The sequence below is a fragment of the Flavobacterium selenitireducens genome (assembly GCF_014748335.1).
Classification (GTDB): Bacteria; Bacteroidota; Bacteroidia; order Flavobacteriales; family Flavobacteriaceae; genus Flavobacterium; species Flavobacterium selenitireducens.
This window is the reverse complement of sequence record NZ_JAAVIY010000021.1, coordinates 1-11,727: the sequence shown is the minus strand read 5'-3', so window position 1 is coordinate 11,727 and position 11,727 is coordinate 1. Positions and strand designations below refer to the sequence as shown.

The following is an 11,727-nucleotide window of genomic DNA, read 5'->3' as shown; positions in this document are numbered from 1 at the left end:
TTCCTGCCCAGTTGTCTTGCGATATATGAAACGGATTTTTTTTCGGCGAGCAACGTCTCGATTACGATCCTTTCCTTATGACTTAAATGGTTGAATGTTCTCTTCATTTACAACAAATCTATTGATAAGATTTTGTTGCATTAAGTTCTTGAATTTACCGAGTGTTATAATGATTTCAGCTAACGTGAGGCCGCTAACCGATCGTCGCGGCTTTTGGAACAGATTACTATCTGCCACGACGAAAGGTAGCAAAACTTTTGATTTTTTCTAACTTGCAAAAGTGGAAAAAATCATAGTTTTGCGATGCTCGAAACGGCACTAAAATCCACCCGAGACCCGCGATGGCGGTTAGCGGCGGTTAGAGGAAGGCCAAATTTATTCTTACCTTAATAAATTTTCGACCTCGGTCTTTAGGGGTTTTAAATGCCGGCTTAGAATTGCCCAGATAATTGAGTTGTCCAAATTATCATAAGCATGAATCAATCTATTTCTGAACGCGATAATTTGCTTATCATTTTCAATTTTTGCATTTAGTTCCACACGTCGAAAATGATTTAGTGCTTCGCCAATTATTGCTAATTGGCGTTCGACAGCACTTTGAGTTTTCTTGTCAGCATCGTAAATATTAAAATTTTTGATCTCGGCGGTAAATTCCTCTATGAGCTCGATCGCCATTAAAATATCAGAAAGATATTTCTTGCCTTTGTCCGTCATAGATTAATATTTTAGATGATTCAATACTCTTAAGCAGAAATGGATTTCTTATTGATTTACTCGTGAGCAGGTCGACTTTTCGCTGAAAGAAGCCTTCGAACTTATCCCACAAATCCATTAATTTTTCGCCACGTTCGATAGGATCAATAGTTTTTAATTCTACCAACAAATCAATATCACTTGTGGTTTCATCAAATTTGCCATTCGTGGCTGAACCAAACGCATATAAAGTTTCAACATCGTGCGTTTTGCACAATGCTATAAATTCATTTGACTTTGATTCTATAGAGCTCTTTAAATCCATTTCGTAAAAATAGGGAATTAATCGTTTACTCCGATTCGCGATTTTTGGATGGCTTTCCTCTAACGTGAGGCCGCTAACCGATCGTCGCGGCTGACGAAGCAGATTACTATCTGCCACGACGAAAGGTAGCAAAACTTTTGCTTTTTTCTAACATGCAAAAGTGGAAAAAATCATGGTTTTGCGAGACTGGAAAAGGCACCTGAAATCACCCAAAACCCGCGATGGCGGTTAGCGGCTGTTATGTGTAGCCTTTAGTAATATTTGAAATTTAATCCGCTATTTTCCCTATATTTTCATCGCAGACCTTATACTTTCTTTGACTTTCAAATCACTTTGATTCAAATATTCAGAGTTCAAAAACTCATTAAGCTCTACATTTTGTAAATACAAAGCTTTATCGGCGGCAAACATTTTTACTTTTTTACTGTTACTATTGAATGCAATTTTGAGAATCATTATTTGTTCTTCTGTAGTAAATGCACTCGACAGACAATCTAAAACCTTTGCAGTAATTTTCGCATCGGAATCCTCAATCAAAGAAACAATTTTATCCTTTGCATTTTGAAAGTGATAAGCTACAATCCAAGTCTGTTTATTGCTTTTTCCCAAACTCCACTTGCTCCATCTTTAATGGCAACTTCTAAATTATCTATTTGAGTTTGGTTAAGATTTTTAGAATTAATTATATCGATAAAATCAGAAGCGAGCGTTAGTAGCAATTTTGCTTCCATATTGAGATCCCTTCTTGAGTATCGTTGATTATCGAAAACCCATTTTTCAATAATTTTCTGTTCGGTGTCTATGTCGTATGAAAATAACATTGGCTTATTTTCAACTTTCAAAGAATGTGCTGTGGACATCGGATTTTTTTAAGGTTACACATAACGTGAGGCCGCTAACCGATCGTCGCGGCTTCTGGAGCAGATCACTATCTGCCACGACGAAAGGTAGCAAAACTTTTGCTTTTTTCTAACTTGCAAAAGTGAAAAAAGGCATGGTTTTGCGATGCTGGAAACGGCACCAAAATCCACCCGAGACCCGCGATGGCGGTTAGCGGCGGTTATCGCCTCGGCCGAACTAAGTATTACTTACATGTTGGTGAATAGTGATTATTAAATCTTTTGATAATATATTTCCAGAAACATTTCTGAGTCGCTACTGGAATATTTTTGCGCTACGACTTGAATATCTCGGCGGTGCAAATTAAATTCTATAAGTAGCAATTGGATTTAAATATCTCTGCGGTACAATTTGAATTCTCCACGTCGCAATTGAAATATCGCAGCGGCGCAAAAGGAATATTTCTGCAGCAAAACGGATAACGTAAGCGTTCGATTTGTTTATTACTAGGTAGGAGGAAGGTCGTGTTTTTTTAACGGCTGGGCGATAACGTGAGGCCGCTAACCGATCGTCGCGGCTTTTGAAGCCGATTACTATCTGCCACGACGAAAGGTAGCAAAACTTTTGCTTTTTTCTAACTTGCAAAAGTGGAAGAAATCATAGTTTTGCGATGCTGGAAACGGCACGTGAACCCGCCCGGAACCAGCGATGGCGGTTAGCGGCGGTTAGCAGACGTTTTTTATATAAGAAAATTTTTCTATGATTTCAGAACATTTAGAAAATATAAGCTTTTTGTAATGTTCGTTTATTGGGTTCAATTGTTGATCAATTTTTGCTAAATACTGTTTGCCGTAATGTTGCCTTTCTTGATCAATTGGAAAAAGGGAGAACTCAACATAAAATTGTCTGAAGATGCCAAGATCGATATTCTCTAGAGTACTTACGTCGGAAATTGAATCGATAAGAGAATTCATTTTAATAACTCCAGTATGCAATTGAATTTGGCTAGTCGAAATTGCAATAGCATTTGACCTCATTTTTTTTATCAACCTATTACGCTTAATTTCTTCGAATTTATTTAATTCAATTTTTGAAGCGTCTTTCCAAAAGAAATCCAAGAAAGTTTTTTTTAATTTTTTAAACATGAATTTGATTTTTTCGACGATTTTTCCAAAAATGTCTGCTAACGTGAGGCCGCTAAACGCCGTCGCGACCTTCCGGAGAGGATTTTCTCTGCTTTGGAATAAAGGTAGCGAAATCAACGATTTTTTCTAGCTTGACAAAGCGGAAAAAAATCTTGTTTTCGCGGCTTTTGGAAATCTCAGCCTCTAATTTCCCTGAACCAGCGATGGCGGTTAGCGGCGGTTATGGGCCGTAGCAATTTTTAATTTATAAATCTCCAATTTTCTAAAGCTATCGTTGCAATGACATCGGGCCACATTTCATAGCCAACTAATTTTGGTAGAATTGGAATTATACTGGTTCGCGTCCATTTCTCCATAACAGGCAGGTATATGATTGCATCGTAAAATAATTTTTTTGAAAAGGGATTCTTAACTACAAGCATCATCTGGGCGTTTTGGCGATCTTTAGATTCCTGAAAAAAAACGGACACTAATCGTTCGCTCTGGAAATTTTACTGCGTCAACTACTTTCATCGTTGATATATTTCCCTCATTTATCTCAACCTCTATATTTAAATCTTCACCAGGGTAGATTTGTAGAACCTTTTCCTTAACGAAATATGGAGATTCGGCAACTGTGGTAGAATAATTGTTTTCTTTGTCTACAATCAATTCAACTTTCAGCTCATTTCTCTTTTCCTGAGCGATTGAACTTACAACAATTAGCAAGAGCATTAAAGTGTATTTCATTTTCATCCCGACATGATATTAATTAGTCTTATTTTTTAACCCTCGTTCGCAAGTGATTTTTACATCGGAACTTGACAAGGATTCATTACGAGTTTCTACCGGTGTTCTCGATCGGCTATGGCACATAACGTGAGGCCGCTAAACGCCGTCGCGGCCTTCCGGAGAGAATTTTCTCTGCTTTGGAATAAAGGTAGCGAAATCAACGATTTTTTCTAGCTTGACAAAGCAGAAAAAATCTTGTTTTCGCGACTTTAGGAAATTTGAAGTTCTAATTACTCTAAACCAGCGATGGCGGTTAGCGGCGGTTACTTGCAGGCCGAAAACACAAAGATTGGCGTGGCAATTTACCTGGTACTCTCTGTTACAAGGTTGGTTCTAAAATTGCCACGGCGCCCGATTTGAAAAACGGTCGTTTTTGGAAAAAATAGTGTCAAATCGGGCGCTCGCGCGCAGCGCCGGCTTGCAAGTAACGTTAGGCCGCTAACCGAGCGTTGCTGGCTTCCGGAGATTGTCCTCTCCGGCGAGACGAAAGGTAACAAAACTTTTGAATTTTTATAACTTGGGAGTTTAAAAAGTCATAGTTTTGTGGCACTGGAAAAAGCACTTCATTTTTTCTGAAACCCAGCAATGGCGGTTAGCGGCGGTTAGCTGATGTTTCAATTAATAAACCTTTCGCTTTCGAATTGATAGTACTGTTTTGCCTTTTGGTTAATCATAAATTTAATTTCGTCTTTGAATTTTGTTTGATTGGCAAAGGCTAATACTTTTTGAGATGACATTTTGTTTAAAAAAATAAAATCATCTTGAACATTTACTATGTTATAGTGTTCGGTAATATTTCCGCGAGTTAATAGAATACTGTTATTATCGACTATTAATTCGTAATTACCTTTTTCTACGATGCCATCAATCGTGATCAATAATTCATTGTTAAGTCTAAAAGTAAAAAGTATATTTTTTTCGTCTGTATTATTTATCAGCATCCACGTGCATCCAGTTAGATATGATTTAGTAACGGTCTTCTGAGCGAACTTTTTGGCTTTATTTATATTCGCTGACAGAAACTCTTCAGAATTTTTCAATCCAATATGTATTGGATTTCCTTTTTGTTCAAGTTCATGTTTGCTTTTCCCTGCCACCTTAAATGCGTAAACTGCCAATATTAATAATCCGATAATAATTACTAATGCCATTTCTTTACTTTTATTATTTGTTGAACGGTTGTCCCGAAATATCAGCTAACGTGAGGCCGCTAAACGCCGTCGCGGCTTTTCGGAAAGAAATTTCTCTGCCGATTCGAAAGGTAGCAAAACGAATGATTTTTTCAAGCTTGACAAAGCAGAAAAAATCATCGTTTTGCGGCTTATGGAAATTATTGCTTCATTTCACTCTGAATCAGCGATGGCGGTTAGCGGCGGTTGGCAGCAGGCTTAGCTATTTGAAAAATTAATTTCCTCATCTGCTACTTGTACAAATTCGAATTGGTTAATGTCTTTATGATATTTATATAGATACCATTCGAACAAATCTCTTTGATAATCTGACATTCCATTTATCGCCAAAGCTGTTTCATAATTTTGAATTCCCGTTACCAGAATTTGTCTAATTTTTTGTGTTGGATATTCCATTTTGAGCAACCCAGCGTAACGCAATACTTGCTCAACAGCAGATTTACCGCCGCCAGCATTTTTCAATTCTAAAACAACAACTTCGTCGTCAATTGAATTGCCTTTAAAGTCTAATCGGTCTTTAGTTCCTTTAGGACTATGTTGCCTGATTACTTCTTTAATATTTAGGTTTTTGTAAAGTAAATTTTCATCAACGTAGTTTTCTAGATCCCGCTCTGTTTCGAACAAATCCCCTAACTGACGAACTCTATACGAATATAACCTTACGGTTTGCGTTAATTTTAGTTCTTTGGAATATTCCGGTAACGCATAAAGACCATTTTTTGAAAATTCAGATTTTATTTTTTCCGTATTATTTTCATTTCGCTTTTTTATTCCAAAGGATTTGAGAATGGTAGAAACTTTAATTGATTTATATCCATTTTTAGCAACATCATTTTTTATCTCGCTAAAGAAATCATCGACTTTATCACTAGATGATTTTTTTTGAGCTTTATTCTCAGTAATAATCAATTTATCTCCCGGTTCTACATCTCTTTCGTCAACTGATACCCATTGACCTTTACCTACATATTTTAATACTTGAGTCATATTTTCGGTTTCTGTGATTAAAAGCTTGCTGCCAACGTGAGGCCGCTAAACGCCGTCGCGGCCTTCCGGAGAGAATTTTCTCTGCTTTGGAATAAAGGTAGCGAAATCAACGATTTTTTCAAGCTTGCCAAAGCAGAAAAAATCTTGTTTTCGCGACTTTTGGAAATTTGAAGTTCTAATTACTCTAAACCAGCGATGGCGGTTAGCGGCGGTTACTTGCAGGCCGAAAACACAAAGATTGGCGTGGCAATTTACCTTGTACTCTCTGTTACAAGGTTGGTTCTAAAATTGCCACGGCGCCCGATTTGAAAAACGGTCGTTTTTTGAAAAAATAGTGTCAAATCGGGCGCTCGCGCAGCGCCGGCTTGCAAGTAACGTGAGGCCGCTAAACGCCGTTGCGGCCTTTCGGAGAGAATTTTTTCTGCTTTGGAATAAAGGTAGCGAAACCAACGATTTTTTCAAGCTTGCCAAAGCAGAAAAAATCTTGTTTTCGCGACTTTTGGAAATTTTAGGTGCTAGTTACTCTGAACCAGCGATGGCGGTTAGCGGCGGTTACTTGCAGGCCGAAAACACAAAGATTGGCGTGGCAATTTACCTGGTACTCTCTGTTACAAGGTTGGTTCTAAAATTGCCACGGCGCCCGATTTGAAAAACGGTCGTTTTTTGAAAAAATAGTGTCAAATCGGGCGCTCGCGCAGCGCCGGCTTGCAAGTAACGTGAGGCCGCTAAACGCCGTTGCGGCCTTTCGGAGAGAATTTTTTCTGCTTTGGAATAAAGGTAGCGAAACCAACGATTTTTTCAAGCTTGCCAAAGCAGAAAAAATCTTGTTTTCGCGACTTTTGGAAATTTTAGGTGCTAGTTACTCTGAACCAGCGATGGCGGTTAGCGGCGGTTACTTGCAGGCCGAAAACACAAAGATTGGCGTGGCAATTTACCTGATACTCTCTGTTACGAGGTTGGTTCTAAAATTGCCATGGCGCCCGATTTGAAAAACGGTCGTTTTTGGAAAAAATAGTGTCAAATCGGGCGCTCGCGCGCAGCGCCGGCTTGCAAGTAACGCTAGGCCGCTAAAAGAGGTCGCGGAAATCGGAGCGCGTATTCTCAGCCGAACGAAAACGAAGTTAAAGAATTGGGCGCTCACTTCACTTAACACCAGCGATCTTTTTTAGCGGCGGTTGGTGGCAGTTAATGTTTTAAGATTGAATATCCAATAGTAATTCTAAGTTTCCACTCGGATTTCTGTAGACTTCAATTGAACCTAAATCCAAATCTTGGATATCATGTCCCCAAATTCCAAATTTACCATCGGTTTCGTTTCGATTAATAATACCTTTTCTTTCATTCATTGGAATAGTTTTGGTTTTTGCCGTACTTTCCTCTTCAGCATACATTTCTTTGTATTTCTTACTAATCTCTAATGCAAGTTGCCTTCTGGTAAAACCATTTGGATTTTGCAACTTAAATTTAAAAGGTTTATTTAAAGGATAATCTATATTTATTTCTATTGACGGCTCTTTAATTACAATTTCGTCGGCATTGAATAAATCTCCAATTTCACTTTCAGGATTCTCAATACTAATCCATGGAATTTTGCCATCTTCAAAAATTTTTAAATCTTCTTGTTTTGCCTTTACTTCAAAATCGATTGTTGAGATTAATTTTCCAGGAGTTTCGTCGCTTGATTTTTGGCTTTCTGATTCCTTTTGATTTAGTACTTTCAGATAGTCTTCAGGTTTATTTGCGGATTTGTTTTCATTACAACAAATTAGTAATGAAATTGAAAGTAGAATGATGAAAGTTCGCAATTTCATGATGTTTCTTTATTAATTGCCACCAACGTGAGGCCGCTAAACGCCGTCGCGGCCTTCCGGAGAGAATATTCTCTGATTTGGAATAAAGGTAGCGAAATCAACGATTTTTTCAAGCTTGCCAAAGCAGAAAAAATCTTGTTTTCGCGACTTCTGGAAATTTCAGGTTCTAACTACTCTAAACCAGCGATGGCGATTAGCGGCGGTTACTTGCAGGCCGAAAACACAAAGATTGGCGTGGCAATTTACCTGGTACTCTCTGTTACAAGGTTGGTTCTAAAATTGCCACGGCGCCCGATTTGAAAAACGGTCGTTTTTGGAAAAAATAGTGTCAAATCGGGCGCTCGCGCGCAGCGCCGGCTTGCAAGTAACGTGAGGCCGCTAAACGCCGTCGCGGCCTTTCAGAGAGAAATCTCTCTGCCGACTCGAAAGGTAGCAAAACGAATGATTTTTTCAAGCTTGATAAAGCAGAAAAAATCTTGGTTTTGCGGCTTTTGGAAATGATACGTTGTGTTTACCGCGAACCAGCGATGGCGGTTAGCGGCGGTTACCAGAAGTTGCTGTAGTCAGAACTTTGCATTCGTTCCAACTCTAATTTTTGCTTTAATGAAGTAATTTTTAATCAAATTGAGCTTTTCAGAGCATTCCGGCCAAGTTTTAATATTATCGGAACTGAGTTTGATTCCATAACATTGGAAGCAAATTTCAATGTACTCAACTACTTCATTTTTATCGCCAAGGAATAAAATTGCGTTTCTTGGATTATAACATTTATAATTTTCTACGCCATATTTAGGAAACTTATCGTTCTGACCATAATTATAGATTATGTGTGTCAAATCCCCAATTTCGTTCGGTTTCAGAATAAGAAATTCCTTTACCTTTTCCATGTCCAAAATTTTGTCGCGAATGGGAATAGCATTTTCATCCATTTTGGGATCATCGAATGATATTAAAGCAATACTTTTAGCCACGCTGAATGGATAGAATGCTAATCTTTTAGAAAGAGAATATCTATTTAACTCGGTGCATTTTGAGTTCTCAATTAACGTTTTTTCTAAATGCTTTCTCTGACCATAGATATTGGTTATAAAAATCAAAGATGTAAAACAACAGATGTAAATTGAAGTCCTCATTTTTAATGCAATTTCTGGTAACGTGAGGCCGCTAAACGCCGTCGCGGCCTTTCGGAGAGAATATTCTCTGCTTTGGAATAAAGGTAGCGAAATCAACGATTTTTTTTAGCTTGTCAAAGCGGAAAAAATCTTGTTTTCGCGACTTTTGGAAATTTCTGGTTGTAATCACTCTAAACCAGCGATGGCGATTAGCGGCGGTTACTGGAAGGCTTAGATGTTAGGTTGCTTTTGTAATTCATAATCAACTGCCGGATCATTTGGTTAAATGAATTTGTTGACTTGAGATTTTGAATGCTTTCGCCTAATGTGTTTATAATTAGTTCTCTTTCGGCGACATTCATTTTGAGCTGATCATTATACTTTGAATCAAAGACCATCGCAGACGCATAATTCTCTTTCATGTTTTCATCGCCTTCGCAAAAGATATTGAATAGAGTTTCGTTATTCGGCAACAACTTTACGCTGTCCCAGATCAATATAACTTTTGTCATTGCCGGTAAGCTACCTCTTCGAGGCGATTCCATGAATATTTCTCTATTCCATTTGCCGAATTTTTGAAACATTGCAGCTTGCGTATAATTTGCACCCAGCACGGCATTGAACTTAACTTTGTTTACTTTAAGGTGCAATGTATCCAAGGTAATAATTTCTTCAACTACGCTAATACTCGCATATCCATTTTCGTAAATATATGGATTGTAAGAATTCTGAGTTTTATGACGTTTACCAACAGCCTTTGATGAAAGTATAGAACTCTCTATTTCGATTTTGTTAGTACTTTTAGAAGTGCTACAGCTTAGCGCACCAAATATCAAGATAATTATACTAAATCTCATAGTAAGAAATTATAACCGTGTCATTTCTGATGTCTGGTGTCCAAAGCTTTCCAGTAACGTGAGGCCGCTAAACGCCGTCGCGGCTTTCCGGAGAGAACTTTCTCTGCTTTGGAATAAAGGTAGCGAAACCAACGATTTTTTCAAGCTTGCCAAAGCAGAAAAAATCTTGTTTTCGCGACTTTTGGAAATTTCTGGTTCTAATTATTCTAAATCAGCGATGGCGGTTAGCGGCGGTTAGCGGCCGTTGAAATTGAGATTAATTACCTTCAAATGTTAGTTCGAAATTTATCTGCTGTAATTCCGAAAGATTTTCAAATTTATAATATCCTTGATATAAATCGCTGTTTTGAATCTCTTCCCAAGTGTAATTATCGAGTGTTGATTTTTTATAAATTAAAATTTGGAAGGACTTTTCGTCGGTTAAAAATCTGTCCCATATATCCAAATCTTTTGTCTCGCCTACATCTACTAAGAAAGTTTCATAAGGTTTTTCAAACTCTATTTCTCTTATATCAATTGACCGCGCGATACTTTGGATATATATCCCTTCATTTGACGTATTTTTTACTTTCAGTATATAATCTGGATCTTCGGGCTCACCCGGACAGCCTTGAAGAGAATAAGCAATAATAGTGAGCAAGAAGAGTTTTAAATATTTCATAGGTTTTTTGATTGTTTTTGTTGTCGTTGTTGTCGTTGTTGTTGTTGTTGTTGTTGTTGTTGTTGTTGTTCGGGGTTTCGTCAATGGACGCTAACGTGAGGCCGCTAAACGCCGTCGCGGCCTTTCGGAGAGAATATTCTCTGCTTTGGAATAAAGGTAGCGAAATCAACGATTTTTTTTAGCTTGTCAAAGCGGAAAAATCTTGTTTTCGCGACTTTTGGAAATTTTAGGTGCTAGTTACTCTGAACCAGCGATGGCGGTTAGCGGCGGTTACTTGCAGGCCGAAAACACAAAGATTGGCGTGGCAATTTACCTGGTACTCTCTGTTACGAGGTTGGTTCTAAAATTGCCACGGCGCTCGATTTGAAAAACGGTCGTTTTTGGAAAAAATAGTGTCAAATCGGGCGCTCGCGCGCAGCGCCGGCTTGCAAGTAACGTGAGGCCGCTAACCGATCGTGGCAGCCTTCCGGAGACGGATCTCTCCGCCGAAACGAAAGGTAGCAAAACTTATGATTTTTCCTAGCTTAACAAAGCAGGAAAAATCAAATTTTTGCGGCTATGGGACAAAACTCTTCCCCTTAGTCATCCCGCTGCCATGGCGGTTAGCGGCGGTTAGCAGAAGTATTTGTTATTCAGGAGTTTCGTACTTTTTCAGGACAAGTAGCATATTATCATTTGTAAGTTCAATATTTTCTATTTCGGAAACTAACTCTGGTTTTGATTTAGTGAGTTCTAATAGCGTGGACTTTCTTCGTTTAAATAATCCTATTTTATATTTTGTACCCTTATCATCGATCAAATATTCCGAATATTGTATCGAGCCGTCATATAAGTTTTGGCTGATATCCCAATACCATTTGATTTTTGTTCCATTGTACATAACTTTTTTCAGAGCTTTCCCATTGTTTACGTAGAGCATGTTTTTTTGATTGAAATCTATAAATGTTAACTCTCTCACGTTTGCAGCTTTAATTTTCTGTGTCTTATTGCCGTTGTCATCAATAAGCACTAGTGTTCGGAAAAAACTTGCTTCATCTATTAGCTTTTTGTCAAAGATATTTGTAGCTATCTTAATTCTAGAATTGATTGTGTCATTATCCAAAGTGATTATCTTCGCGTCCACATATTTTTGGGTAAAACCAGAATAAAATGATAATATAAATAATACATTAAAGATGTTCTTCATCGGGATGTGGGGGTGGATTCAAGACCTAATTGCAACAGGTCTTTTGATGTTTAATATTATTGCTAATTTAATCGATGTTTTGAGGCGGCAATCTCTCTTTCCAAAATATATTTCGGTGTTTTATAATTTAGGCATTTCCTTGGCCTGTT

At 38.0% G+C, this 11,727-nt stretch carries 14 protein-coding genes; all 14 read right to left on the bottom strand.

Annotation, left to right across the window (positions count from 1 at the left end; genetic code table 11):
- Positions 1-107: helix-turn-helix domain-containing protein (locus tag HC229_RS16770; RefSeq protein ID WP_191021561.1), on the bottom strand; the 107-nt coding region annotated here is incomplete at its 3' end.
- A 274-nt stretch (positions 108-381) separates the two neighbouring features.
- Positions 382-714 carry a HepT-like ribonuclease domain-containing protein gene (locus tag HC229_RS16235; RefSeq protein WP_191021560.1) on the bottom strand — a complete coding sequence of 111 codons (333 nt, stop codon included), beginning with the start codon at positions 712-714 and terminating at the stop codon, positions 382-384.
- On the bottom strand, positions 683-1,018 hold the full coding sequence (locus tag HC229_RS16230) for a nucleotidyltransferase family protein (RefSeq protein ID WP_191021559.1): 336 nt from the start codon (positions 1,016-1,018) through the stop codon (positions 683-685). The genes HC229_RS16235 and HC229_RS16230 overlap by 32 nt, the downstream gene beginning before the upstream one ends.
- Before the next feature lie 285 nt (positions 1,019-1,303).
- Positions 1,304-1,627 carry a hypothetical protein gene (locus HC229_RS16225; RefSeq protein WP_191021558.1) on the bottom strand — a complete coding sequence of 108 codons (324 nt, stop codon included), beginning with the start codon at positions 1,625-1,627 and terminating at the stop codon, positions 1,304-1,306.
- Positions 1,594-1,878 (bottom strand): hypothetical protein, encoded by a 285-nt coding sequence (locus HC229_RS16220; RefSeq protein ID WP_191021557.1) that lies wholly within the window; start codon positions 1,876-1,878, stop codon positions 1,594-1,596. The genes HC229_RS16225 and HC229_RS16220 overlap by 34 nt, the downstream gene beginning before the upstream one ends.
- 705 nt (positions 1,879-2,583) lie before the next feature.
- Positions 2,584-3,003: a DUF2489 domain-containing protein gene (locus tag HC229_RS16215; RefSeq protein ID WP_191021556.1), complete on the bottom strand. Its 420-nt coding sequence runs from the start codon at positions 3,001-3,003 to the stop codon at positions 2,584-2,586.
- 444 nt (positions 3,004-3,447) lie between these two features.
- On the bottom strand, positions 3,448-3,738 hold the full coding sequence (locus HC229_RS16210) for a hypothetical protein (RefSeq protein WP_191021555.1): 291 nt from the start codon (positions 3,736-3,738) through the stop codon (positions 3,448-3,450).
- A gap of 650 nt (positions 3,739-4,388) precedes the next feature.
- Entirely contained in the window at positions 4,389-4,925 is a 537-nt protein-coding gene (locus tag HC229_RS16205; RefSeq protein ID WP_191021554.1) for a hypothetical protein, read from the bottom strand.
- Between the two features lie 237 nt (positions 4,926-5,162).
- Positions 5,163-5,951 carry an endonuclease NucS gene (locus HC229_RS16200; RefSeq protein ID WP_191021553.1) on the bottom strand — a complete coding sequence of 263 codons (789 nt, stop codon included), beginning with the start codon at positions 5,949-5,951 and terminating at the stop codon, positions 5,163-5,165.
- Positions 5,952-7,144: 1,193 nt separating this feature from the next.
- A complete protein-coding gene (locus tag HC229_RS16195) occupies positions 7,145-7,762 on the bottom strand; it encodes a hypothetical protein (RefSeq protein ID WP_191021552.1) in 618 nt (205 codons plus the stop codon).
- Positions 7,763-8,325: 563 nt separating this feature from the next.
- Positions 8,326-8,895, bottom strand: a complete 570-nt coding sequence (locus HC229_RS16190) for a hypothetical protein (RefSeq protein WP_191021551.1) — start codon at positions 8,893-8,895, stop codon at positions 8,326-8,328.
- Between the two features lie 188 nt (positions 8,896-9,083).
- Positions 9,084-9,731: a hypothetical protein gene (locus HC229_RS16185; protein ID WP_191021550.1), complete on the bottom strand. Its 648-nt coding sequence runs from the start codon at positions 9,729-9,731 to the stop codon at positions 9,084-9,086.
- A 256-nt stretch (positions 9,732-9,987) separates the two neighbouring features.
- Complete coding sequence (locus HC229_RS16180) at positions 9,988-10,392, bottom strand: hypothetical protein (protein ID WP_191021549.1); 405 nt, start codon at positions 10,390-10,392, stop codon at positions 9,988-9,990.
- A 628-nt stretch (positions 10,393-11,020) separates the two neighbouring features.
- Complete coding sequence (locus HC229_RS16175; RefSeq protein ID WP_191021548.1) at positions 11,021-11,578, bottom strand: hypothetical protein; 558 nt, start codon at positions 11,576-11,578, stop codon at positions 11,021-11,023.
- Between the last annotated feature and the right edge of the window lie 149 nt (positions 11,579-11,727).